General features: G+C 40.8%; 22 protein-coding genes. 10 read left to right on the plus strand and 12 right to left on the minus strand.

What is annotated here, in order from left to right; genetic code table 11:
• Positions 1 to 10: 10 nt before the first annotated feature.
• The 6 genes from adeK to sdsA all read right to left on the minus strand — a co-directional run bounded on the left by adeK (position 11) and on the right by sdsA (position 9,742).
• Entirely contained in the window at positions 11 to 1,459 is a 1,449-nt protein-coding gene (gene adeK / locus D9K81_RS02360) for a multidrug efflux RND transporter AdeIJK outer membrane channel subunit AdeK (protein WP_120373833.1), read from the minus strand.
• On the minus strand, positions 1,459 to 4,638 hold the full coding sequence (locus D9K81_RS02365; RefSeq protein WP_120373832.1) for an efflux RND transporter permease subunit: 3,180 nt from the start codon (positions 4,636 to 4,638) through the stop codon (positions 1,459 to 1,461). The genes adeK and D9K81_RS02365 overlap by 1 nt, the downstream gene beginning before the upstream one ends.
• A gap of 12 nt (positions 4,639 to 4,650) precedes the next feature.
• Positions 4,651 to 5,898: an efflux RND transporter periplasmic adaptor subunit gene (locus tag D9K81_RS02370; RefSeq protein WP_120373831.1), complete on the minus strand. Its 1,248-nt coding sequence runs from the start codon at positions 5,896 to 5,898 to the stop codon at positions 4,651 to 4,653.
• A 32-nt stretch (positions 5,899 to 5,930) separates the two neighbouring features.
• Complete coding sequence (locus D9K81_RS02375; RefSeq protein ID WP_120373830.1) at positions 5,931 to 6,536, minus strand: phosphatase PAP2 family protein; 606 nt, start codon at positions 6,534 to 6,536, stop codon at positions 5,931 to 5,933.
• 153 nt (positions 6,537 to 6,689) lie between these two features.
• The gene (locus D9K81_RS02380) at positions 6,690 to 8,741 is read right to left on the minus strand and encodes a site-specific recombinase (protein ID WP_120373829.1); all 2,052 of its coding nucleotides are present in this window, start codon (positions 8,739 to 8,741) and stop codon (positions 6,690 to 6,692) included.
• 23 nt (positions 8,742 to 8,764) lie between these two features.
• On the minus strand, positions 8,765 to 9,742 hold the full coding sequence (sdsA, locus tag D9K81_RS02385; RefSeq protein WP_120373828.1) for an All-trans-nonaprenyl-diphosphate synthase: 978 nt from the start codon (positions 9,740 to 9,742) through the stop codon (positions 8,765 to 8,767).
• Positions 9,743 to 10,197: 455 nt separating this feature from the next.
• On the opposite strand from sdsA, the gene rplU reads away from it, so the two are divergent.
• The 8 genes from rplU (at position 10,198) to D9K81_RS02425 (ending at position 16,816) form a co-directional block, all read left to right on the plus strand.
• On the plus strand, positions 10,198 to 10,509 hold the full coding sequence (gene rplU / locus D9K81_RS02390; RefSeq protein ID WP_068911959.1) for a 50S ribosomal protein L21: 312 nt from the start codon (positions 10,198 to 10,200) through the stop codon (positions 10,507 to 10,509).
• 20 nt (positions 10,510 to 10,529) lie between these two features.
• Complete coding sequence (gene rpmA / locus D9K81_RS02395) at positions 10,530 to 10,784, plus strand: 50S ribosomal protein L27 (protein WP_106984493.1); 255 nt, start codon at positions 10,530 to 10,532, stop codon at positions 10,782 to 10,784.
• A 328-nt stretch (positions 10,785 to 11,112) separates the two neighbouring features.
• A complete protein-coding gene (gene lolA / locus D9K81_RS02400; RefSeq protein ID WP_120373827.1) occupies positions 11,113 to 11,808 on the plus strand; it encodes an outer membrane lipoprotein chaperone LolA in 696 nt (231 codons plus the stop codon).
• A gap of 205 nt (positions 11,809 to 12,013) precedes the next feature.
• Positions 12,014 to 12,802 (plus strand): RsiV family protein, encoded by a 789-nt coding sequence (locus tag D9K81_RS02405; RefSeq protein ID WP_120373826.1) that lies wholly within the window; start codon positions 12,014 to 12,016, stop codon positions 12,800 to 12,802.
• A gap of 131 nt (positions 12,803 to 12,933) precedes the next feature.
• Positions 12,934 to 14,205, plus strand: coding sequence for a serine--tRNA ligase (gene serS / locus D9K81_RS02410; protein ID WP_120373825.1), 1,272 nt, complete (start codon positions 12,934 to 12,936; stop codon positions 14,203 to 14,205).
• A 78-nt stretch (positions 14,206 to 14,283) separates the two neighbouring features.
• A complete protein-coding gene (gene cysG, locus D9K81_RS02415) occupies positions 14,284 to 15,660 on the plus strand; it encodes a siroheme synthase CysG (protein WP_120373824.1) in 1,377 nt (458 codons plus the stop codon).
• Between the two features lie 36 nt (positions 15,661 to 15,696).
• Complete coding sequence (locus tag D9K81_RS02420; RefSeq protein ID WP_120373961.1) at positions 15,697 to 16,176, plus strand: tRNA (cytidine(34)-2'-O)-methyltransferase; 480 nt, start codon at positions 15,697 to 15,699, stop codon at positions 16,174 to 16,176.
• Between the two features lie 199 nt (positions 16,177 to 16,375).
• Positions 16,376 to 16,816 (plus strand): hypothetical protein, encoded by a 441-nt coding sequence (locus D9K81_RS02425; RefSeq protein WP_227601967.1) that lies wholly within the window; start codon positions 16,376 to 16,378, stop codon positions 16,814 to 16,816.
• 169 nt (positions 16,817 to 16,985) lie between these two features.
• On the opposite strand, the gene D9K81_RS02430 is transcribed toward D9K81_RS02425, so the two are convergent.
• From D9K81_RS02430 to rpoD, 6 genes are all read right to left on the minus strand, one after another.
• A complete protein-coding gene (locus tag D9K81_RS02430; RefSeq protein ID WP_120373823.1) occupies positions 16,986 to 18,374 on the minus strand; it encodes an APC family permease in 1,389 nt (462 codons plus the stop codon).
• A 277-nt stretch (positions 18,375 to 18,651) separates the two neighbouring features.
• Entirely contained in the window at positions 18,652 to 19,836 is a 1,185-nt protein-coding gene (locus D9K81_RS02435; RefSeq protein WP_120373822.1) for an iron-containing alcohol dehydrogenase, read from the minus strand.
• Positions 19,837 to 19,839: 3 nt separating this feature from the next.
• Positions 19,840 to 20,373 carry a hypothetical protein gene (locus D9K81_RS02440; protein WP_120373821.1) on the minus strand — a complete coding sequence of 178 codons (534 nt, stop codon included), beginning with the start codon at positions 20,371 to 20,373 and terminating at the stop codon, positions 19,840 to 19,842.
• Positions 20,374 to 20,448: 75 nt separating this feature from the next.
• Complete coding sequence (gene lipB / locus D9K81_RS02445) at positions 20,449 to 21,108, minus strand: lipoyl(octanoyl) transferase LipB (protein ID WP_171406861.1); 660 nt, start codon at positions 21,106 to 21,108, stop codon at positions 20,449 to 20,451.
• 138 nt (positions 21,109 to 21,246) lie between these two features.
• A complete protein-coding gene (locus D9K81_RS02450) occupies positions 21,247 to 21,534 on the minus strand; it encodes a YbeD family protein (RefSeq protein WP_120373959.1) in 288 nt (95 codons plus the stop codon).
• Between the two features lie 126 nt (positions 21,535 to 21,660).
• Positions 21,661 to 23,550, minus strand: coding sequence for an RNA polymerase sigma factor RpoD (gene rpoD, locus D9K81_RS02455; protein ID WP_120373819.1), 1,890 nt, complete (start codon positions 23,548 to 23,550; stop codon positions 21,661 to 21,663).
• A 411-nt stretch (positions 23,551 to 23,961) separates the two neighbouring features.
• Between rpoD and D9K81_RS02460 the strand changes: the two genes are divergently transcribed.
• Together D9K81_RS02460 and D9K81_RS02465 are read left to right on the plus strand one after the other, a co-directional pair.
• A complete protein-coding gene (locus D9K81_RS02460) occupies positions 23,962 to 24,171 on the plus strand; it encodes a PA3496 family putative envelope integrity protein (protein ID WP_106984504.1) in 210 nt (69 codons plus the stop codon).
• A 69-nt stretch (positions 24,172 to 24,240) separates the two neighbouring features.
• Complete coding sequence (locus tag D9K81_RS02465) at positions 24,241 to 24,765, plus strand: YecA/YgfB family protein (protein WP_120373818.1); 525 nt, start codon at positions 24,241 to 24,243, stop codon at positions 24,763 to 24,765.
• Positions 24,766 to 24,787: the final 22 nt, after the last annotated feature.

The following is a 24,787-nucleotide window of genomic DNA, read 5'->3' on the forward strand; positions in this document are numbered from 1 at the left end:
AATGTCACAATTATTTTGTTGTTGCTGCTTTACGTTCTGCGCTAGATGGCTGTTCTTGTACAGCATCGCTACTGTTAGCCTTAATACCACCACCGAGTGTTTTGTATAACTCAACTTGGTTGTTTAAGTTTGCTTGCTCAAGTAACAATAAGCCTTGTTCAGAAGCATAAGATGTACGCTGTGCATCTAATACAGTTAGGTAACTATCAATACCTGCGCGGAAGCGAGCATTAGACAGTTTATACGTTGTATTGGTTGCATCAACTAAGCGTTTTTGTGCAGATAAACGGTCGCCGATGTTTTTACGAACCGCCAGTGCATCATTCACTTCACGGAATGCAGACTGTATTGATTTTTCATAATCAGACAATGCAATTTGCTGGTCTGTTTCTGAAATCTTAATGTTCGCTTTACGTGTGCCCCAATCGAAGATTGGTAAATTAATACTTGGGCCTACACCCCAAACAAAGCTACCAGACTTAAATAGATCACCTAAGTCTGTAGATGCGTAGCCTGCATTGCCAGTTAAGCTAATGGTTGGGAATAAACTTGCTTTGGCTGCGCCAATATTTGCCCCAGCAGCTGATAATTTATATTCAGCAGCGCGTACGTCTGGACGGTTGTTCAAGAGTTCACTTGGTAAGCCTGATCCAATCGTACTATTTGATGTAATACGTGTTACGCGTTGTTTAGCTAACAAACTTTCAGGCACTTGCTCACCCACCAAAAGGTTGAGTAAGTTTTGAGCTTGTGCAACTTGGGTTTTGTAGTTCGCAACATCGTTACGAGCGGTTTCTACAGAAATTTGTGCCTGACGAACAGGAACTTCACTGTCGATACCTACATCAAAACGCTTTTTGTTGAGGTTGTAAGACTCTAGCTGTGCTTTTAAAGTTTGGTCAGCAAGCTTTAAGTTGGCATTGGCAAATGAATAGCTTAACCATGCTTGTGCAACTTGGCCGATGAGCGCAATTTGAGTCGCATCGCGTGCGCTGGCAGTGGCAAGATAACTGTCCAAAGCATTGTCTTTTAAGCTACGTACACGACCCCAAAAATCAAGCTCGTAAGCTGTAACACCTAAACCAACATTGTAACGAGTTTGGGTACCCGTACCTTGGTCTTGGCGTAGTACATCACCACTTGCACCAATCGTTGGCAGTTGGTTATTGGCCGTAATTTGATACTGCTGTTGTGCACGTTGAATGTTTAATGCAGCAGTACGTAAATCACGGTTGTTTGCTAAAGCTAAATCAAGAACTTGAACCAAACGCTGGTCAGCGAAAAAGTCTTTGTAACCTTGCGCAGCCACAGACGTACCAGACGTACTTGCTGTATAGCTTTGCGGGATATTTGCCTGTGCGACCGGTTCTGGACCGCGCATGCTTTGGCAGGCAGCCAAAGCAAGCGCAAGTGAAGAAACCGCAATGCTACGACCTGTAATAGACCATATATTTTGCATCACGATGTGTGCTCCTGATTGTTTTGTTGTTTTGGTTTGTATTTAAAGATACTTCGAATCCATACGTAGAACACAGGAATGAAGAAGATACCTAACAGCGTCGAGCTGATTACGCCACCCAACACACCATAACCTACAGAATGCTGACTACCTGCACCCGCGCCAGAAGCTAGGGCAAGCGGTAATACACCAAAACCGAATGCTAAAGTTGTCATAATAATAGGACGTAAACGCATTTTTGCTGCATGCATTGTTGCATCAAATAACTCTTCGCCTTTTTCTTGAAGCTCTTTAGCAAATTCTACAATCAAAATCGCATTTTTGGCAGCCAAACCAATGACTGCAACGATTGCGACTTGGAAGTAAATGTTATTTGACAGGTTCGGATCTTTAAACAACACCATACCTAAGAATGTTAATGCTACCGCACCCACTACACCTAAAGGTACCACCAATAATACTGAGAATGGGATTGACCAGCTCTCGTACAAGGCTGCTAAGCACAGGAAGACAATTAACAATGAAAGGGCGTATAAGAATGGAGCTTGCGCGCCAGACTCACGTTCTTCTAATGATAAACCTGTCCATTCGTAGTCGAAACCTTGTAAGCCCATAGATGGAAGTTTCGCAACGATTTCCTCCATAGCGGCCATCGCATCACCCGAGCTCACACCCGGTGCTGGTGTACCTTGAATGTTCATGGATGAAATACCATTATAACGCTCAAGACGTGGCGAACCGTAAGTCCATTCACCAGTGGCAAATGTAGAGAATGGAACCATTGTGCCTTGGTTGTTACGTACATACCACTTGTTCAGGTCTTCAGGCATCATGCGTGAGTCTGATTCACCTTGGATATATACTTTTTTCACACGGCCACGGTCAATGAAGTCGTTGATATATGAACCACCCCATGCCATACCCATTGTGGTATTAATCTCAGCAATACTAACACCCATGGCACCCGCTTGTGCTTGATCCACAATAATTTTGTACTGTGGAGTATCTTCTTGGCCGTTAGGACGGACACCCATGAGGCGTTTGTCTTGAGCAGCCATACCTAAGATAGCATTACGCGCGTTAAGAAGCTGTTGATGACCTGCACCACCAGAGTCTTTCAATTGTAAGTTAAAGCCTGCGCTCACACCCAATTCAGGCATTGCAGGGAGTTGCAATGGCATGATGTAAGATGCATCTTTAACAATCATGTTTAAAGCCATACCACGGCCAATAATTGCACCCACTTGAGACTCAGGTGATGTACGCTCAGACCAGTCTTTTAACTTAATGAATGCCAAACCAGCATTTTGACCGACACCTGTAAATGAGAAACCAGATACGCTGAATACTGATTCAACATAGTCTTTTTCTTTATTTAAGAAGTAGTCTGTCATAGTCGTAATGGTTTTATCAGTACGCTCTAAAGTTGCATTAGGAGGTAACTGAACCAAAGTCATAACCACACCTTGGTCTTCATCTGGTAAGAATGAAGAAGGCAGTTTGGTAAATAAGAAGCCTAAAATGACAATCACCACACCGTATAACAAGCCTGAGAATAGCTTGGCATGTGTCATGCGGTTGACGCCACCTTGATATTTAGTTGCAACTTTATCAAAGCTGGTATTAAACCAACGGAAGAAACGTGCAGGTAAGCTGTTACTTGGCGCTTTGTTAGGATCATGCTGTTTGAGCAAGGTCGCACAAAGGGCAGGGGTAAAGGTTAATGCCACAATCAATGACAAAACCATTGCCGTTACAAGTGTAATAGAGAATTGACGGTAAATTACACCGGTTGTACCACTCATAAATGCCATTGGTACGAATACCGCAGACAATACAGAGGTGATACCAATTAACGCGCCAGAAATTTGCTTCATCGAAATTTCAGTTGCATGAACTGGGTCCAGGTGTTCTTCCGCCATAATACGTTCGACGTTTTCCACCACGACAATCGCGTCATCCACCAATAGACCAATGGCAAGTACCATAGCAAACATCGTGAGTGTGTTGATTGAGAAACCAAAAACGTTAATAACCGCAAAAGTACCTAATACAACCACAGGTACAGCCATGGTTGGAATAATTGTTGCGCGCCAGTTCTGTAAGAACAAGAACATCACAAGGAATACCAAGATCACCGCTTCAATCAGTGTATGTACAACACTTTCAATTGAAAGCTGAATGAATGGTGTTGTATCAAAGGCCAATTGGTCTTTCATACCTGTTGGATAGTTCTTACGAAGTTCAACTAAACGTGCTTCTACAGCTTTTGCTGTATCTAGGGCATTTGCACCTGTAGCCAGTTTAATTGCAACACCGCCTGCAGGTTTACCATTGAACTTAGAGTCAAATTGATAGTTATCTGCGCCAAGTTCTACACGTGCCACATCACCCAAGCGAACTTGAGCACCATTGGCAGTATTTTTTAAGAAAATATTTTTAAATTCGTCAGCTGTTTGCAATAAACTTTGTGCATTTACTGTGGCATTAAGTACTTGACCTTCAACCGAAGGCGCGCCACCTAACTGACCTACTGCAACTTGCGCATTTTGAGTTTTTAATGCACTGGCAATATCGCTAGGCGTAACTTGTAAGTTGGCCATTTTGGATGGATCCATCCAAATACGCATTGCGTATGAGCCACCAAATACTTGGACTTCACCTACACCCGCCACACGGCTGAGCGGTTCAGAAATATTTGAGTTTACATAGTCTTTAATGTCATCTGCTGACAATGTGCCATCTGGTGAGTAAAACGCTAAAACTTGTAAGAAGCTTGCGCCAGACTTCGTTACTTTTACACCTTGACGCTGTACGTCTTCAGGTAAAAGTGCAGTTGCAGATTGAAGTTTATTTTGCACTTGAACTTGGGCGATATCTGGATCAACACCTTGTTCGAAGTTTAAAGTAATAGATGCTTGACCATTACCCGCGCTGTTTGAAGAAATATAGCGCAAGCCGTCAAGGCCATTCATTTGTTGCTCAATAATTTGCGTTACTGTGTTTTCAACAGTGGCAGCAGATGCACCAGGGTAAGTCGCTGCAATAGTGACTGTGGGTGGAGCAATCGTTGGGTACTGTGCAATCGGCATTTTTGTTAGCGTGATAATACCCGCTAACATAATGACTAATGCAATCACCCACGCAAAAATGGGGCGATGAATAAAGAATTGTGCCATTCAGTCTACCCCTTATGTATTTGAAGTAGCTTTTTGTTCAGGTTTAGTGGCAGCTTCTGAAGCTGGTTTTGCTTGACCTTGAGCACCTTGTGGCGCAGCAGCTTTAGGCTGGTAAGGTTTAGCGACCACTTGTTGTTCTGGTTTTACTTTCGCAATACCATCGACAATGACTTTATCGCCTGTCGCTAGACCTTCAGTCACGATCCAATCTTTACCATGAATACCAGCAGTGGTTACAGGGCGAGATTCTACAGCACCTTTAGCATTTACAATCATTGCAATCGCTTGGCCTGTAGGTGTACGTGTAATCGCAATTTGTGGGATTAAATAGGCATTTGGGATCACACCTTGAACGATTTTAGCATTGGCAAACATGCCCGGAAGCAAGAGATGATTTGGGTTAGGGAACACCGCACGCAGTGTTACTGTACCTGTATCAGGATTCACGCTGGCATCAGAGAAGGCTAAACGTCCTTCTTGTGAGTACTCACTACCATCTTCTAGCGTTAACTTCACTTTCGTATTGTTACTGCTGTCCAAAGAACCTTTACTTAATTGCTGGCGTAGGCGAAGTAATTCTGCACTTGATTGGTTAATATCCACATAAATTGGATCTAAACGCTGAATAGTAACCAATGGGCTTTCTTGATTCATAGTAACCAAAGCGCCAGCAGTAACGGTAGAACGGTTAGTTTGACCAGAAATAGGCGCACGAACTGTAGAATAACCTAAGTTGATTTCAGCATTTTTCAGTGTTGCACGGCTGGCGTTCAATGTCGCTTCAGCAAGTTTAACCTGCGCAACGATATCATCGTATTCTTGTTTAGAAATCGCGTTCGAGCCAACAAGTTGACGGTAACGACCTTCTTTAACACGTAATACACCTAAATTTGCTTCAGCACTTGCAATAGATGCACGTGCATTGTCGACATTGGCGCGATTTGTACTTGAGTCAATTTCATATAATGCTTGACCTTCGCGTACATAACTTCCTTCAGCAAAAAGACGTTTCAGAACGACACCGCTGGTTTGCGGACGCACTTCAGAAATTTCAAATGCTGTCGTACGGCCTGAAAGTTCAACAGACTGTTCAACGCTTTGCGGTTGCGCAACGATAATTCCAACTTCAGTTGGTGGCATTTGCTGAGCAGCGCCTGCTTGCTGTGCCTCCTTTGGATCTTTACTGCAACCAACAAGTGCAATACTTGTTGCTAATGCGCAAGCGGTTAGGGCAGGGGCCCAAAGCTTTGCAGACATCATTCTTCCACCTCAATTAGATTTATATCTAAAGTTCATTCTTTATTTGCGCTTTGGTATTTGCTTATCGCGAGATATAAAAGCGTGATCCAAATAAAACTTATGCTCCAGCCAGAAAGGACATCGGAAGGATAATGCGCACCCGCATACACTCTGGATATACCCATGACAAACACCCATAGACTCATGGCTAAACAAATGAGTTTATGATGTGAATGTTTCAGATATACGTACATTGCAAGACAGCCCAGCGTTGCCGCATATAAGCTATGTCCACTTGGAAATGAATCTCCGTAGGTTTTCACTAAGAAATACATTTCAGGTGGACGTGGTCGAGAAATGAAGTATTTGAGCACCCAAGTGAGAACAATACTTCCAAAAATTCCTATACTGATAAAAACAATATTTATATATTTTTTATACCATGCCATAGTTAAACACCATAGCGTGGTTATAAATAATACAAAAGGCATGCCACCAGCAATCGACAATCCTATAGCAATGCTGTTGATAGTATGGCTACGATGCTTAAACATCCATTGCACTGCACCTAAATCAAAAACATTAAGTGCAGGAATTTTCAGTAAAAACATGCTAATCAACAACAAAAAACAGCCGAGGAACAGCAATCGCTTTGGCATGCATGTATCCTTGTCATGTTAACCGAGCAGAGCAAGGTTAAATAATGGATTAAAGTGTACTCATCAGTACACTTTATTTCAAGTGTGTGTAAATTATGCTAATTTCTTTTTCGTACTTTTTTAACACTATGTAAAATAAAATAACAAATCCTTTTAGTGGGAATTCTTTTGTGGTGCATTTGTTTCGCGAATTTCAAGTGCTTGCTTTGGTGGCCAGAAAAAATCACTTGGACGGGTAAGGAAATGTGTGAGCACTAATTTTGCTAAAGGTTTCCACTGCTCAAATCGTACACGGCGTGCACGAAGTGCCACAATAATGGTTAAAGTAAAACTTACAAATAAGTTGGTTAAACCAATCATCAGTACGCCCATAAAGGACACAATCACGAGACCAATATCTGGACTGCCATTAATTTGCATTAAGCCTTGAATAAAATTGGCAGAGGCAAAGGCAATATGTCGGATATCTAAAGGTAAACCCAAAATATAACCTATCGTGCCCATACTACCGAGCATAATCCCGAACAAGAAATTACCTGCCAAAGCACCTAAATTTCGTTCTATATAAGCAGCAAAAGCATTTAAGCGTTCTTGGCTCATGATTTTTTCGAGTTTTGGATGGGATTGAATTCGAGGGCCAACCTTGCGGTAAATAGCCATATTGTCAAAATAGCCTGCCAACAGACCCGATAAAAACAAGCAAATGCCAGCAATGGCTGCATGGGGAACAGCTAAAGACGTAAACGGATTGAGGTCATGCAGTGTTTTGGTCGCTTTGGCGTGGGTCATGAGTTGCTCATGTAACACGACATCCCAAAACATCACAATGAGTGCTGCTACCGGTATGGCAATAGAAATATTGCCTAAAATTGCAATAAATTGGGTTCGAATGATATTAATAATCAATGCTGCCAATTCTGCAATTTGCGTCGTTTTTGAACCTTTGCGGTGTTGAACTGTGGCTGCGAGTGCCGCCGCGGTCATCGCAGGTTGCTTGGTGGCGACGGTAAAATGCATGACATGAATCAGCATAAAGCCTAAGGAATAATTCATGCTATAGCTAAAGGCCTGCATTAAGGGTGCCATCGATACGCGTGCCATCAGGGTTTTGAGTGTGGCCATTATGGCAATAATCACTCCGGCACCTGCTGCGGATTTGTACATCGAAAAAAAGCCTTTTTTGTCCGTACTTACATAGTGTTCGCCAGTTTTACTGGCATTTTCTGTCACCTGTAAGGCCATCAATTCGCTATTGGTTGCCAATAGTGAGCGTACACTTTGCTCACTGTAAATAGCATCCGTAATATCTGCGAGCAGTATGCCAAGCGCAAGATAGCGTTCGTTATCTTCTTCAACAATGAGTTTTAAGAGCAGTTCTACGCGGTCAAGGCATTGCTCTAATAAAGACAACAAATAGGTCAGGCTGACACTCACACCAATCCGTTTGGTGGCACGGCGAATTTTGAGCACCACTTCACGACATTGATCAAGCATGACGAATGCTTGTGAGGCATCAGGGGGCATGATGGCACGCATGTGCTCAGTAGATTGGTGTAGCTGTTTGTACTGCTGAATAAATTCATTAATTTCTCGGTTTTGAACCAAAAAAGGTGATTCATATTCAGTTAAATCGGGCTGTGCATTAATAAATTCGGGGTAGAGGCCAATTCCGCTCACGCGATAAGACAGGACTGTAATGGCTTTGATTAATTCACTGCGAATTTGTTTTTTTTCGTCTTGGTTGCTATGACCTTGATTCAGAAATTTAAACAGCTTTTGCCATTCATGTGCTTCAATTTGATCGAGCCAGTATTTGTCACTACGATTGTGAAATACACGGCGCACTAAATCTTGTAGCTGGCTGTGATCATTAATGAGCGGTAGAAAGTGCGCACCTAGACGTTGTGATAGCTGATTCCAAAAGCCATCAAGCGATAAAATGCCCGTATCGGCATAAAGACTCGTTTGTTTGTATTGGCTAATAAGTTTTAAAACGAAACTTTGTAGGGTAGAGGCTGCATCTGGTGTGAGCAGTAATGCTTGTAAAAAAGCATTAAACTTTGTATGTATTTCTTCATTATTTTTGCTATTTTCTGGACGAATACGGTCAACCAGATCAATCAGTAATTGGTCATCTAATACAGCTCGAGGTTGCTCGAGCTGGAATTGCATAGATAAAAATAAATCGTTGAAATTTATATGCATAGGCAAGGTAAAAAATTAAAAGTTTACTGAATGCGATGAAGTGCCAACTGTGCTAAATTCATTAGCGCTTGGCGGTAAATCGTATCGGGGAGACTTTGCAGAGCATTTAATGCAGCTTGCGTTTCTTCCTCGGCACGTTTGCTACAGTAGTCCAGCGCGCCTGAGCTTTGCACAATGGCAATAACACGCTCTAAATCTGCTGTTCCGCCAGTGGCAATACTACGACGAATAATGTCGTGTTCTTCACCTTGTGTATTTTTCAGTGCTGAGATTAAAGGTAAAGTTGGCTTACCTTCCATCAAATCATCACCAATATTTTTACCTAATGTTTCAGCATCTGAGGTGTAATCTAAAATATCATCAATAATTTGGAAGGCATTACCAAAGTGTCCAGCAAATTTTCGTAGCGGTTCACGGTAGTCTGGCGTGCCACTTAAAATAGCTGCGCCTTCTGTTGCGAGTTCAAACAAACGTGAAGTTTTGCCGTGAATAATATCTAAATAAGTTTGTTCGTCTGTGTCGGGTTGGTGCTGTGCTTGTAATTGTAAAACTTCACCTTCAGCGATTTCGCAAGTCCCCGTTGAAAAGTCTTTGAGCAAGACCATATTGTCTAAATCGACCAAAAGATCGAAAGCGCGAGAAATTAGGAAATCACCAACCAAAACCGCGGTTTGGTTATTCCATGTTGCATTAGCTGTCGGACGACCACGTCTTAAGCCAGATTCATCGACCACATCATCATGAACCAACGTTGCAGTGTGCAACATTTCAATAATCGCTGCTAATTTACGATGTTTCTCTAAGTCTTCTGCACCACAAGCTTTGGCTGCCAATAGGCACATAATTGGACGCATGCGTTTACCACCTGCTTCCACAACATGCTTACTTACCGCCATGACTAATGCCACTTTAGAGGTAATTCCTTCATTAATGAATGTGTCCATCGCGGCAAAATCAGTTGCAACAGGAGCGAGAATATCTTGCTTAAAGTCGATGGTCATGTGAAGAAAAACCTCATTTGGTTTGAAATTACTCTGAATTTGAAAACGAGTAATTCTGGTGGTGTTTTATAGATAGAAGCGACTAGTTTTGTAGCATGCACAAGGCTTCAATGCGACAAATATAATACTTCTAATCTCCCTGTAGAGTGCACATGGCTTATTTCTGGCAAAATAAGAAACGTGTGCTTATGTTTATAAGGACTATAGTAACGAATAGTTTTTAAAAATCTATGTCATTTTTCAAAGAAGTATAAGCCTTAGGCAATATTTAAGCATGTTCTAAGACATTGTTTATTAAATAATCGTTAATTCTAGATAAAATTTTGTGCAAATGACTTGTTGTTTGCTTTATTATCACTTAAAATCCTTGCCCTTGTACAACCCCAGTGGCGATCGTATTAAGATCGGTATATTCCTTTATCGGCACGACGACACGGGCATGTTTGGAGTACATTATGTACGCAGTTATCCAAAGCGGTGGTAAACAACACCGTGTAGTTGAGGGCGAGACCCTTAAAGTAGAATTACTTAAAGCTGAAACTGGCTCTACAATTACGTTTGATGACGTATTGATGCTTGTTAACGGCGAAAGCATTCAAATCGGTGCTCCAGTTGTTGCTGGCGCTACTGTAACTGCTGAAGTAGTTAGCCATGGTCGTCACGACAAAATCCGCATCATCAAAATGCGTCGTCGTAAACACTATCGTAAACAACAAGGTCACCGTCAATGGTTCACTGAGTTGAAAATTACAGCTATTTCAGGCTAATTACGAGGAGTAAATGAGACATGGCATCTAAAAAAGCCGGTGGTTCGACTAAAAACGGTCGTGACTCGAACCCAAAAATGTTGGGTGTTAAAATCTACGGTGGTCAATCTGTGACTGCTGGTAACATCATCGTTCGTCAACGTGGTACTGAATTCCACGCTGGTCAAAACGTAGGTATGGGTCGTGACCATACACTTTTTGCTACTGCTGATGGCGTAGTAAAATTTGAAGTGAAAGGTCAATTTGGCCGTCGCTATGTATCTGTTGACGCGTAATCGCTGATATAGAAAAAAACCCGCATTGATTGCGGGTTTTTTTATGTCTATTCATTTAAGCAACTTAGGGCAAATAAAAATAAAAGATTAAAAGCATTTATAGTGGTGGAATAAATATAGATTTATATAAAGAATGAATTGAATAATTATTCAAGATTTGAATCATGAAAGGATAGATAATTTTCTCCATCATGATGAATAAAAATAGAGAATTTACATAAGAAAGTATACAAAATGAATTGTTTTACCTCATTTTTGTGTTTCAAATTGGTTTAAGATGGCTACATAGATTCAATTGCTTTGAGCAGAAAATATTAAAAGGTGAATTATGAAAATGCTTCGTAAAACCGTGTGTGCAATGACATTGGGTGTAGTAATGTTTGCACCTGCCATGAGTACGACTGTGTTTGCTGCTACCGCAGCATCGGAGCAACAAGCAACAGCGGGCTTAATTAAACAGTTAAATGGTATTCGAAGTTTAAGTGCGACATTTGAACAAACCTCTAAAGCGACAGCAGGTGCAAAACCTGTGCAGAAAAAAGGGTTATCTGCACAGCACATGAACCAAACCTTTAAAGGTGTAATGAAGGTTGAGCGTCCAGGGAAGTTTTACTGGGAAACCACAAGCCCATCTAAGCAAACCATTGTAACTTCAGGCAAAACAGTTTGGATATATGATCCTGATCTACAACAAGCAGTTAGACAGAGCTTAGATGATCAAGTTGCGAATACTCCAGCATTATTGCTTTCAGGTAATACTAACCAAATTATGCAGTCTTACCGTGTAACTCAACCAAACAAGGCAAAAACCTATTACACGCTTTATCCGAAACAAAAAGATGGTGTTTTTCAAAGTTTAACCATTAGTTTTGGTGCGAACAAAGCACCAAATTTGATGATCTTGGCGGATTCTTTGGGTCAAACAACTTATGTTCGATTTAATAATGTAAAAGTGAACCCACCTATTCCAGCATCGACTTTTAATTTTGTACCACCAAAAGGCACAGATATTATTGATCAATAATTCATAATCTTTGGGTTAAATCCTAGATACAAAAAGCAAGCTGAGGCTTGCTTTTTTTATGTCTATGCTTGAGAGATAAAGTATAGAGCGCTGATGTATCAATAAATTATTTTCAGGTGCTTTGGTGATTTTGGCTATACTTTTGACTTTGAAAAATGTGAAAATTCAACTTTACTTCGGCTAGAAATAACCACAGGGATTTCGGATGAACTCAGTACAACTTAAACCGGTTTTGTTAATGACCCTACTGGCGACAGTGTTTGTAGGTTGCCAACGTCATGACCTACCTAAGAAAGATCAAGAGGCTGCAGCATCTGCGCCTGTGGTCGCTGAGGCACCATCTGTTCCATTGTTACAAGTAAAAGCGGTGAATGTAGCCAATTATCATAAGAACGTGTGTGAAAAAGAAGGTTGTACTCAGTTTGTATTGCAAACTGTTCAGTCGGGTGTGTCTTGGATTGATGATTATTTCAATGATCGTATTCGTAAGGCTGAACCAATTGCATTTGCAGAACATGCACCACAAAAGGTTGATGTTTCTGAAGGCAGTCAAGCCGGTTTAAATCAGCAAAATATGTCTGTGCGCTATATTGGTCAGCATTATAATATCGCTACTTTTGCCATTTATAGTTATAGCTACAGCGCTGGTGCAGCACATGGCATGTATCATGTTGAATATGTGAACTTTGATTTAAAAACTCACAAACGATTGTCTTTGCAAGATATTTTGACTAAGGGTGCTGAGCAAAAAGTACTAGATTCACTGTATGACGCTAACATTAACTGGCTATACAACCATAAAATTGAAAAGGCTCAATTAAAGCTGAGTGACAATTTCTATTATGGCCCGAATGGACTGATGTTTGTTTATCCGTTGTATGAGTTGGCCAGCTATGCTGAAGGGATGTCTGAGCTTAAATTGCCGTATGAATCTGCTGGTGAGGTGATTCAGGCGCAATATTTACCAAGTTTGCCAAAATATCACAATCAATAATCGCGACGAGGATTTGTATAAAATCCTCGCAATATTGTTCTAATAAGGCACAGCTGTATGCCCAGTCACTGTATTTTTTAGCATGAAAAGCTTACACTATAGCCAGTTTTTTTCTTATTCCAAGACTGGCTATGATCGACCCGAAATTACTCAGAAATAATATTGAGGCTGTAAATTTAGCCTTAGCTAAACGTGGTGTGCAATTAAATGTAGAAGAGTGGGCATCACTTGAAGCACGTCGTAAAGAAATTCAATCAAAAACTGAATCTTTGCAAGCAGAGCGTAATGCGGGCGCGAAGCAAGTTGGTCAGCTTAAAAAAGCAGGCGAAGACGCTTCTGAAATTATGGCGCGTATGTCTGCAATTGGTGATGAAATTAAAGCAGCTGAAGTTGCTTTGGCCGAATTGCAAGCAGAGCTAGAAGAAAAATCATTATCTATTCCAAACTTACCAGATGAGTCTGTACCAGAAGGTAAAGATGAAGCAGATAACGTTGAGATTTTAAAGTGGGGTACACCACGTACATTTGATTTTGAAGTAAAAGACCATACTGACCTTGGCGAAATGATGGGTGGTTTGGAATTTGAAACTGCTACAAAATTAACAGGTTCACGTTTTAGTGTATTGAAAGGACCATTAGCGCGTTTACAACGTGCGATTACGCAGTTCATGCTCAATACACATACTGAACAAAATGGTTATACAGAAGCGTATGTACCTTATCTTGTAAATGCGGATTCATTACGTGGTACAGGTCAGTTGCCTAAATTTGAAGAAGATTTATTTAAGCTTCAAGGCGAAAAAGAATTCTATTTAATTCCAACAGCTGAAGTACCTGTAACGAACTTTGTACGTGACGAAATCATCGATGCAGATCGTCTACCATTGAAATATGCAGCGCATACACCTTGTTTCCGTAGTGAAGCAGGTTCATACGGCCGTGATACGCGTGGTCTAATCCGTCAGCACCAATTTGATAAAGTAGAAATGGTTCAGATTGTAAAACCTGAAACCTCTATGCAAGCGCTAGAAGACCTTACAGGCCATGCAGAAGGTATTTTGCAAGCTTTAGGTCTGCCATACCGTAAAATCATTTTATGTGGTGGTGATATGGGCTTTGGCGCAACTAAAACTTACGATTTAGAAGTGTGGGTGCCAAGCCAAAATACCTACCGTGAAATTTCTTCATGTTCAAATATGGGCGACTTCCAAGCACGTCGTATGAAAGCACGTTACCGTGCAGACCAGAAGAAAACTGAATTTGTGCATACATTGAATGGTTCTGGTTTGGCTGTAGGTCGTACTTTGCTTGCGGTGATGGAAAACTATCAACGCGCAGACGGTTCAATTGAAATTCCAGAAGTATTACGTCCATACATGGGTGGTAAAACTTACATCGATTAAGTTCGAGTAGGATCAAGTGCACACAACAGTGTGCACTTTTGTTTTAAGCAGTCAGATATAGTTTTTTTGAGGTCTCTTGTGGATATTTTTCCAATCTCGTTAAAGTTGCAACAGCAAGCTTGTCTGATTGTTGGCGGTGGCCATATTGCTTATCGTAAAGCGGTGTTGTTGGCCAAAGCGGGTGCTATGGTCAATGTTGTCGCTCCAGTCATTGATGCGAATTTGTTAGAAATTGTGGAACAATCGCAGGGGCAATATACACAAGCTTTGTTCAGTGCCGAAATATTATTACGCCAATATCGTTTGGTGATTGCAGCTACGGATGATGCTGAAGTAAACCGCCAAGTATTTGAGGCGTGTGAAGCTGAAAATGTTTTAGTGAATAGTGTGGATGATCCACCACATTGTCGTTTTATGGTGCCAGCCATTATAGATCGTTCACCGTTGGTGGTTTCTATTGCAAGCAATGGCACATCACCCGTACTTTCTCGTCAAATTCGTACGCAGTTAGAAGCCAGTATTCCACATGGAATGGGCGCTTTGGCTAAATTTTCGGGTCAATGGCGCAGTGCAGTAAAAGCCAAAATTATCAATCCAGATGAACGCCGTATTTTTTGGGAAGACTTATATGCCAGTCCACTCAAAGAGCAGGTGTTTAATGGCAATCTTGCCGAGGCAGATCGTTTAATTGAACAAGCTTTAATTGAGTGGACAAAGCCAAAAGGTGAGGTGTATTTGGTGGGAGCTGGGCCAGGTGATCCAGAGTTATTAACGTTGAAAGCATTGCGTCTGATGCAACAAGCTGATGTAGTGATTTACGACCGTTTGGTGTCTGAGCCAATTATGGAGCTGTGTCGCCGTGATGCAGAAAAAATCTATGTAGGCAAAGCCCGATCAAATCATGCTGTACCCCAAGAAGGTATTAATGCCTTATTGGTTCAATATGCACAGCAAGGTAAGCGTGTTTGTCGTCTTAAAGGAGGCGATCCGTTTATCTTTGGTCGTGGTGGTGAAGAAATTGAAGAGCTATTTGCTGCAGGCATCGCGTTTCAAGTTGTCCCAGGTATTACGGCTGCGTCTGGCTGTTCTGCGTATGCAGGTATTCCACTGACACATCGTGACTATGCGCAAAGTGTTCGCTTTTTAACAGGTCATTTAAAGGAAGGTTCACCAGAACTGCCTTGGCATGAGTTGGTCTATGAAAATCAAACCCTTGTGTTGTATATGGGCTTGGTTGGATTGGAAAAAATTTGCCAACGCTTGATTGAGCATGGGCAACGTCCAGATATGCCCGTGGCGTTGGTTTCTAAAGGTACCACACCTGATCAAAAAGTGGTGGTGGGTACACTGGCAGATATTGCTTCTAAAGTGAGTGACCATCAAATACAAGCGCCGACTTTAACTATTATTGGTGAAGTTGTACGTTTGCGTGAACAATTACAGTGGCAAGCTTAAGTGCCTTGCGACATTGAAAAGAGTAGAGTAAATCCTGTGATTCATGTTGTTTTATACGAGCCAGAAATTCCTGCAAATACAGGGAATATCATTCGTTTATGTGCCAATACAGGAGCGCAATTACATCTAGTGAAGCCACTAGGCTTTGAGTTAGATGATAAAAAGTTGCGTCGCGCGGGGTTGGATTATCACGAATGGGCACACATGAAAGTATGGGAAAACTTTGCAGAGTGTTTATCACATTTGGAGAGTGTAGGAATTGCGCAGGATGCAATTTATCCCTTAACCACCAAAGGTACTGAAACACCGCATACTTCGAATTTAAACCGCCCAGTAGCATTACTTATGGGGCCAGAAACACGAGGTTTACCTGAAGATGTGCGTATGATGTTCCCTAAAGAACATTGGATTCGTTTGCCGATGGCTGCCAATTCTCGTAGCTTGAATTTATCGAATGCAACAGCTGTGATTTTATATGAAGCTTGGCGTCAGCAAGATTTTAAAGAATTGGTATAATATATTATCGATTTAAAAACCGCTCAATTGAGCGGTTTTTTAGTTTTTAGTTATATTAAATGAAGTCTTTTCAACAACCTGAGATTTAAGGCTAAAGATTGCAATTATGTAAGCAGTCGTCTGTAAAGATTCAGATTAGGACCAGAATTGTGTATAAATAAATCAACATCATAAGTAATTATTCAGGATAACGTTGGATATGCTTGCTAATAATTTAACAGCAGGGTCTTTTATTGCATTGGCTATATTTTTTTCAGTTGCGTATGCTGCTGATCCACTAGTACCACAGCAAGAAACAGAAATAGCCCCACTAAAAGCTGATGAAATTCAAAATGGGCTAAAAATGTTGGCTGAGCGACAAAATCAGCGAATTGAAGAATGGGGAAAAACATTAAAACCTGATGATTTCGAGCGTAGTTGGATTTCGGGCCGACAACTGAAAAAGAATAAGCGTCAGGAAGTTTGTGGTATTTTTCAGCATACTGTTGATGATGCTTATAAAGGCGCAGTAGCGAATCGAACTAGACTTAATGAGGCAGATCAAAAGTTGCTGGATGACCGCAATGCTTTTATAGGAGCATTAGGTTATCAAAATAATATTGTAGATACGAAAATGGGCTTTAATTGTCGATTACGTTAAAGTGATCAGATTCGTTGGGCATCTAGAACGCGATTTGAACATGAATATTTTCAAGAGACATATCATTTAATCATGTTCAAATGATTAAGATGTCTGGATGATTGAAGTGTTCTTTTCCACCTCTGTAGGTGGAAAAGAATATTTTTATGAGGTATGCAAAATTTGAAGATTATTCAAATTCATTATGCTGTGGTGCAGGGTGCTTAAAGCCCTTGGTTTTATAACCAAGGTACAAGATACCAAACATTGCCCACCATAAACCGTATTTCAGAGCTGTTTCTTCAATCTCTAACCACATGGCAAAGATACTGAGGAAACCACACATTGGAATGATCACAAAACTAAAGATATCTTTGAAGTTTTTGGTACGGCCATCACGCAATGCGTAGCGTGAAATCACTGAAAGGTTCACGAAGGTAAATGCAGTTAAGGCACCGAAGCTGATCATAGAAATTACAATATCAAGATCCATAAAGCCAGCTGTTAAAGCGACAACACCGACAATCATAATGTTGTAAGACGGTGTGAAGTTTTTTGGACTAATATGACCAAAGATCTTCTTATTAATGACACCGTCACGACCCATAACGTACATTAAGCGTGATACACCTGCATGTGCAGAGATACCTGATGCCATAACGGTAACGATCGCAAATGCAAGTACATAAGATTGGAATAATGAACCACCCACAAGCAATAAAATTTCTGGTTGTGTTTCGGCAATATTCTTGAAGTATGTTCCTGGTGCAGAAGGGAAGTACAATTGCATGAAATAAGTACTGATAATGAAAATGACACCTGCAATCAGCGCTGTTAAGAAAATCGCTTTAGGAAGTGTTTTTTCAGTATCTTTAGTTTCTTCGGCAAGTGAACTTAATGAATCAAAACCTGTGAATGAGAAACACAGTAAAGTTGCACCAGTAATCAGTGCACCTACGCTGGTTAATTCATTCCAAAATGGTTCTAGGCTCCACAATTGTGCACGTGTTTCTGCTGTAATTGGGCCATCCGCATTGAAGCCGGCCTGAAGTTTGCTGTAAACCAACCAAGTGAATGCGCCAATCACGATCAGCTGAATTAAAACAATTAAGCTGTTAAAGTTCGCAACGAAGCGAGCACCACGCAGGTTAATACCAGTCATAAATGCAGTGAGGACAACTACCCAAACCCAGTGATTTACTGAAGGGAAGAGTGCTTCTAGGTAAATGACCGCCAGAATAATGTTGACCATTGGCGACAATAAATAGTCAAGCCAAGATGACCAACCCACCATGAAACCAACGTTTGGGTGAATTGACTTTTGCGCGTAGGTATATGCCGAACCCGAAGAAGGGTAGCGACGGATCATATGACCATAGCTAATAGATGTAAATAAAATTGCAATTAAAGCAATAATATAAGAGGTAGGCACATGGAAATGACTTTCTTCGGAAACTAAGCCGAACGTGTCAAATAGGGTCATGGGTTGGATATAAGCCAAACCAATGATGATGATGTGCCAAAGCCCAAGTGTTTTTTGCAGTTTAGCTGCCGATTGAGTCCCAGATAAATTTGTCAACGGCGTTATCCTCTTAATCGTTGATCAAGGATCAGTCTTATCGTGTCAGGATCGTTTGAGACGAACGATCCCCCCTACATTTTGAAACAAAAGTGCGCCAATTTACTCCAAGATGTAAATTTTTGCCAGTGATTTTATTTCTTTTCTGAGCAGAAAACATGCCAACTTACATGAAGATAAAGTGAAAGTCGCTGTTTTAAAGGCTTACAGATAAAAGCCTGATGCTTAAAAAAACATCAGGCTGAAATTTTCGCTATATTGGCTTATTTTTCAGTAATTACCAAGCTTTTTCTAAGATAGTTTTCAAATCTTTGAGTGTTGCTTCTTTTGGATTATAAATGATCGAACCATCATTTAATGCTTTTTCTGCAACCTCATCAAGCTGTGCTTGAGTCACTTTACCTGTTTCACTTAGTGTGCGTGGTAATTTAGTAAGGCTGTAAATACGATCACGCATAGCTAAAATTGTAGAAATCGCTTTGTCGGCGCGTAAGTGAGCAGGTGTTTGTGAGTAAATATCTGGGCCAGCCAGTGGAAGTAGCAAATCCGCAATTTTATCTGCATTCACTTCTTTGTTGTATTCCAGTACATAAGGCAAGAAAAGATTCATGCATAAGCCGTGGGGCAAGTGTGCAACTGCACCCAACGCATGACCAAGCGAGTGAACTAAACCAACCATAGAGTTAGAAAATGCAATACCAGCCATGGTAGAAGCTTGGGCTAATTCCAAGCGACCTTGTGCATCGGTTGGATTATCCAGCACGTTAAATAAATGATTACTTACTTTTTTAATAGCAGCTGTTGCATAAGCATCAGATATTGGATTGGCAGCAAGGCAGGTATAGGCTTCTACCGCATGCGTCATTGCATCCATTGCTGTCATCGCAGTAAGGTGCGGTGGTAGTGTTTGCGTCATACGCGGGTCTAAAATGGCCGCATGTGGCATCAAATAATACGATGCAAATGGCATTTTGACATTTTTTTGATTATCCGAAACCACGGCAACCATAGTCACTTCTGAACCCGTTCCCGAGGTAGTAGGAATCACAAAAAATGGCTTTAAAGGTTTTGGTAGGTTATGTGCACCTGAGTATTTCAGCAGGTCATCTCCACCTTCGGACACTAAAATATTCGTGGCCTTAGAGGTATCAATAACTGAGCCACCACCCACAGCAATAATCGCATCGCAATTGTTATCGCGATAAAGCTGAGCGGCTTTACGTACAGTCTCAAGGCTTGAATCTGGAGGTACATCGTCAAAAATATGCCCAATCACTGTTTCACTTGATTCAAAAGCAGCTTCAATCGGTGCAAGTAAGTTGTTACTACGTACGCCTTTGTCGGTAATAATTAATGGACGAGTCGCACCTAAAGTCGCAAGTTCAAAAGGGATATGCTCTAGCGCAGCATGCCCAGCAATGACTTTAACTGGACAAAAAAATTCGTAATAGGGTTTAGCCATGGGTTATGCGCTCCGCTTGAAATAGGATTGAGCTACCTTAAGATAGATATTTGCAGCTCCAGTTAATTTTTCTTTTAGGCTTAAATCGTTTGGATATTCTTTGACAGCTAATTCTGCAACCAGTTTTGGCAAAATCAGCGCTTCCATTTTATTCAAGCAACGTACCAGTCGAATGGCATAAGAAATATCGCCATTGGCAATCATACGGTCATTGGCAAATGCTTGTGCGGTACTTTCTTGAAATGAAAACACCAAAAATGCATGATTAAGATGCTTAAAAGTAATGGTTAAATCTGGCTTAGTCACTAAATCAGGAACTAATTCCAGTTTTTTATCTGCTGTCACACGCGCAATGAATGCAGGTCCATTGGGAAATACATTCATAGAGAGTGTGAAATGATCTGGAAATTGAGCGACTTCCTGTTTGACTTCTGCATCGACTTGGCTCGCCATCACTAAGCCTCTGCCAATCACGTCCATCATGAGTTTGACATAGGCTAGCTGCAAAGCGGGCTTGACGGATTTAGTTGCAATCACGTATTCATCCCTTTTCAAAATATTATTTATTTAGAGTAAATACTCTAATTTATTTTATCTATGAAAGCAAAGGCTTTATTTTTGTTCAATCTGAACGTCTTTAAAGTAACCGCTGTTTTGCAAGGTTTCAATCATATCGACGCATAAGTTTTCAAATTTTGGATAGTCTTCGACAAGGTCTTGTACACGAACCATTTCTAAGCCTGCATAGCCACATGGATTAATCGTATGAAAACCAAATAGGTCGCAGTCGATGTTCAATGCTAAGCCGTGATAAGAGCGACCTTTACGAATTTTAAAGCCAAGTGAGCCAATTTTTCGTTCATCAACATATACCCCAGGTGCATCTGCTTTGGCGTATGCTTCAATGCCATATTTTTTAAGCAAATCGATCATGAGATTTTCAGCATAGCTGACTAAAGTGCGTACATTCCAACCTAAGCGATTTAAGTCAAACATAAAATATGCAACAAGCTGACCCGGACCATGCCATGTCACTTGGCCACCACGATCACTTTGCACCACTGGAATATTACTGTGCAATAAAATGTGTTCGGGTTTACCTGCTTGGCCCTGCGTTAGGACATCATGATGTTGCAAAATCCACAATTCATCTGGCGTATTTTCGTCACGTTGTTCGGTCAATTGTTTCATTTCCAGAAAACGATCTTCATAAGACGTTAACTGAGTGTAATGACGAATAATGAGTTGTGGTTTAGCTTCAATCTCCACGATTTTAAATCCTTAAGAAATGCTCTATTTAAAATCTATTATAGATAAATTAGATGAGATAAGGGGAGCTGAGGGCAGATTTTGTATATGCGCTAGGCAATAAAGTAAGCATAAAAAAACACGCCCGAAAGCGTGTTTTTATTAGAGTGCCGTTTTGATGAGAGGACAAGCTGCAAGGTCTGCATATACAGCATGCACTTGCTCAAGCTCTTCAAAACGAAGCTGTGCAGTAATTGAATGATATTTACCAGTGCGTGAAGGCGTTACAGTCATAGCTGTGCCGTCAAATTCTGGAAAATGTTTAATAAAAATATCATTCACGGCTTGGCGAAGTTCATCACCCGCATTACCAATCAGTTTAATAGGGTAGTCCATTGGAAACACCCAAAGATGCTCTTGTAATTCACGTGATGGAGTGCGATCAGTCATGTCAGTCATAGGACACCTCAATATTAAAAATACCTGCAATGCGCAGGTATTTTGATTCATTTGCTACATGCTCTTATTATGGGGGAGCTTCCCCCATAATCAAGCCTGTATTATCCCACTGATGGGTTAGTCATTCTCAAGGAACGAACGTAAGTGTTCAGAACGAGATGGATGACGTAATTTACGCAAAGCTTTGGCTTCAATCTGACGAATACGTTCACGTGTTACGTCAAACTGTTTACCGACTTCTTCTAAAGTATGATCCGTTGGCATATCAATACCAAAACGCATTTTTAAGACTTTCGCTTCACGTTCAGTCAAGTTTTCTAAAACTTCACGTGTTGCCTCTTTCAAGCCTTCAGAGGTTGCTGCATCAATTGGAGAAGTAATGTTACCATCTTCAATGAAATCACCCAGATGCGAATCTTCATCATCACCAATTGGCGTTTCCATAGAAATCGGTTCTTTGGCAATTTTGAGGACTTTACGAACTTTAACTTCGTCCATTTCTAGACGTTCGCCTAATTCTTCAGGGGTTGGCTCACGGCCCATTTCTTGAAGCAATTGACGAGATACACGGTTAATCTTGTTAATCGTTTCAATCATGTGCACAGGAATACGAATGGTACGTGCTTGATCGGCAATTGAACGGGTAATGGCCTGACGAATCCACCATGTTGCATAAGTTGAGAACTTATAACCACGACGGTATTCAAACTTATCTACCGCTTTCATCAAACCGATGTTACCTTCTTGAATCAAGTCGAGGAATTGTAGACCACGGTTGGTGTATTTTTTCGCAATCGAGATTACAAGACGTAAGTTCGCTTCGACCATTTCTTTTTTAGCACGGCGCGCTTTCGCTTCGCCTACAGCCATACGTTTAGAAATTTCTTTAATTTCTTTAACGCTTAAATTGAGATCTTTTTCAATATCTGCAATTTTTTGTTGGAAGGCTAGAATATCAGGACGTACTTTTTCTAAGTAGCCTTTCATTTCTGCAGGTGCTTTCGCAATTTGCTCATCTAACCAAGCTTGGTTAGATTCTTGACCTGGGAATGATGTACGGAATAGCGTACGATCCATACGACCACGACGTACTGCATAACGCATTACTTCACGTTCTGAGGTACGAATTTGTTCATGTGTACCACGAATCATTTCAGAAATGATGTCGAATAGGCGAGGCGTAAATTTAAACATCATAAACACAGCAGCTAAATCTTCGAGTGCTTGTTTACCTTCTTTACTATTACGACCGTGTTTTGCAACCAGTGCTTTAGTATTTGTCCACGCGTTTTCTAATTCAGTAAAACGTGCTTTGGCAATTTCAGGGTCTGGGCCAGAATCACCTTCAGAATCATCATCACTTTCAGATTCTTCTTCTTCATCGTCATCATCCAATTTTACATCTTTGGTTGATTTACTTGATGATGCATCATCTTCGTCTAGATCTTCAGACTCATCTTCTAAAACTTCAGGAATATCTTCATCAGTTTCAGGGTCTAAATAACCAGATAAAATATCAGCAAGGCGACGTTCACCCGCTTCGTAATCTTTATATTCTTTTAAAACCACTTCAACGGCATTTGGCCAATAAGCGATTGAGTTTAAAACGTCACGAATACCTTCTTCGATTCGTTTCGCAATGCTAATTTCGCCTTCGCGCGTCAGTAGCTCAACTGTACCCATTTCACGCATATACATACGAACTGGGTCAGTCGTACGACCTGGTTCATTTTCAACTGATGCGAGTACAGCAGCGGCTTCTTCTTCAGCAACTTCATCTGTTGCGTCGCTACCACCCTCAAACATGGCATCATCAGTTTCAGGTGCACGGTCATGTACAGGAATACCGACGTCATTCAACATTTGAATGATGTCTTCAATCTGTTCGCTTTCTGTGATTGAATCCGGAAGATGATCGTTGACCTCAGCGAAAGTTAAGTAACCTTGTTCTTTGCCTCGGCTAATCAGCGCCGCTACTTGGGAAGTAGGGGAATTCATATCGCTCATCTATGCTTACTCTTCGTTGAATCTAGGACATTAAAATCGTAAAGTTTTAATAAACTAATACGATTCATCTCAATAAAAATTTATCAATAGCTTGCTTATTCCATTGAATATTCGGTCTTAGTTGAAAGACGCTTCAATGAAATATTAAAAAATTAAATTCAGTAATTTAGGTGGGGCTGAAATTGTTGTTTTCAAGTTCATCCCGTGCGCATTTGGTCAGATGAGATCATCTCGATCGTCATAAAACTGAAAGACGCAGGGTGGATTATATCATGCCATAACTGAGGCTAAGAAAAAAGGCCAATTTACGGCTTTAACACCTAAAAACACAAATAAAACTTGACAAGGTTCTATAACCCATATAAATAGCGCCTAGACCCCTTTAATTTTTTTCATTATGAGGTAGTTTCAGTGTCTTCGACAGATTTTGAACTAGATGATAACTACGGTGATGATGATGTTAATTTCGATGAGGCCGGCGGAAAAATTAGCGCTAAAGAATCGCTAGAAAAACGTCGCCTGATTGATGAACTTCTTGCACAACGTCGTTTAGAGCGTGAACTCAAAGATTTTGACTATGACTTTGACGATGACGACGATTTTGGCGATGAAGACGACTAAAATCAGTTTTTGCAGAGTGTTTTTAAATGCTATGCTTACACATTAAGTTTGTATATTTGTGGATATAAAATGAGTGCTTTAGATTTAGACCGTTTGAGCGACTATCTAGACGGCGATCAGAATGAGTTTGGTCTGGATTTTGCTGCAACTCATGGTTTCTTGTGCGCAATTGCAGTTGGCCCTAAATTTGATAAGTGGCTAAATGAGTTATTTGAAGGTAACCAAAAAAAGGTGCCAGCAGATATTATTGCGCAAGTTGAAGCTTGGTTGGATTCGATTCGTCAAAATTTAGCCAATGAAGAAGGAATTGAATTTCCTTTTGAAATTGAAGAAGCAGATGTTGAATCTAGCCTTGGCGATTGGAGCGTTGGTTTTGTTGACGCCATGTTCCTTAATGAAGAAGCATGGTTCGCGCCTGAATTTGAGGAACAATTGGTTGATTTAACTTTACCAATTATGGTCTTCAGTGGTATCGATGAAGAAGACCCTCAAATGGAAACCTTCCGCCGTAATGGTCAGTTAATGGATGAACTTGCAGAAGAGATTCCAGAGAACTTAAATGAATTGTATTTGATGTATCACACACCAAACTAATTCAAATAAGTCATAAAAAAAG

The organism is Acinetobacter chengduensis, assembly GCF_003664645.1.
GTDB lineage: Bacteria > Pseudomonadota > Gammaproteobacteria > Pseudomonadales > Moraxellaceae > Acinetobacter > Acinetobacter chengduensis.

Coding starts and splice junctions, on each gene's coding strand:
- D9K81_RS02405 (WP_120373826.1), top strand. CDS start 12,014: ATGAACTCAGTACAACTTAAACCGGTTTTGTTAATGACCCTACTGGCG.
- adeK (WP_120373833.1), bottom strand. CDS start 1,459: ATGCAAAATATATGGTCTATTACAGGTCGTAGCATTGCGGTTTCTTCA.
- D9K81_RS02380 (WP_120373829.1), bottom strand. CDS start 8,741: ATGCATATAAATTTCAACGATTTATTTTTATCTATGCAATTCCAGCTC.
- sdsA (WP_120373828.1), bottom strand. CDS start 9,742: ATGACCATCGACTTTAAGCAAGATATTCTCGCTCCTGTTGCAACTGAT.
- serS (WP_120373825.1), top strand. CDS start 12,934: ATGATCGACCCGAAATTACTCAGAAATAATATTGAGGCTGTAAATTTA.
- D9K81_RS02435 (WP_120373822.1), bottom strand. CDS start 19,836: ATGGCTAAACCCTATTACGAATTTTTTTGTCCAGTTAAAGTCATTGCT.
- D9K81_RS02365 (WP_120373832.1), bottom strand. CDS start 4,638: ATGGCACAATTCTTTATTCATCGCCCCATTTTTGCGTGGGTGATTGCA.
- D9K81_RS02375 (WP_120373830.1), bottom strand. CDS start 6,536: ATGCCAAAGCGATTGCTGTTCCTCGGCTGTTTTTTGTTGTTGATTAGC.
- D9K81_RS02425 (WP_227601967.1), top strand. CDS start 16,376: ATGCTTGCTAATAATTTAACAGCAGGGTCTTTTATTGCATTGGCTATA.
- rpmA (WP_106984493.1), top strand. CDS start 10,530: ATGGCATCTAAAAAAGCCGGTGGTTCGACTAAAAACGGTCGTGACTCG.
- D9K81_RS02450 (WP_120373959.1), bottom strand. CDS start 21,534: ATGACTGATCGCACTCCATCACGTGAATTACAAGAGCATCTTTGGGTG.
- lolA (WP_120373827.1), top strand. CDS start 11,113: ATGAAAATGCTTCGTAAAACCGTGTGTGCAATGACATTGGGTGTAGTA.
- D9K81_RS02370 (WP_120373831.1), bottom strand. CDS start 5,898: ATGATGTCTGCAAAGCTTTGGGCCCCTGCCCTAACCGCTTGCGCATTA.
- rpoD (WP_120373819.1), bottom strand. CDS start 23,550: ATGAGCGATATGAATTCCCCTACTTCCCAAGTAGCGGCGCTGATTAGC.
- rplU (WP_068911959.1), top strand. CDS start 10,198: ATGTACGCAGTTATCCAAAGCGGTGGTAAACAACACCGTGTAGTTGAG.
- D9K81_RS02465 (WP_120373818.1), top strand. CDS start 24,241: ATGAGTGCTTTAGATTTAGACCGTTTGAGCGACTATCTAGACGGCGAT.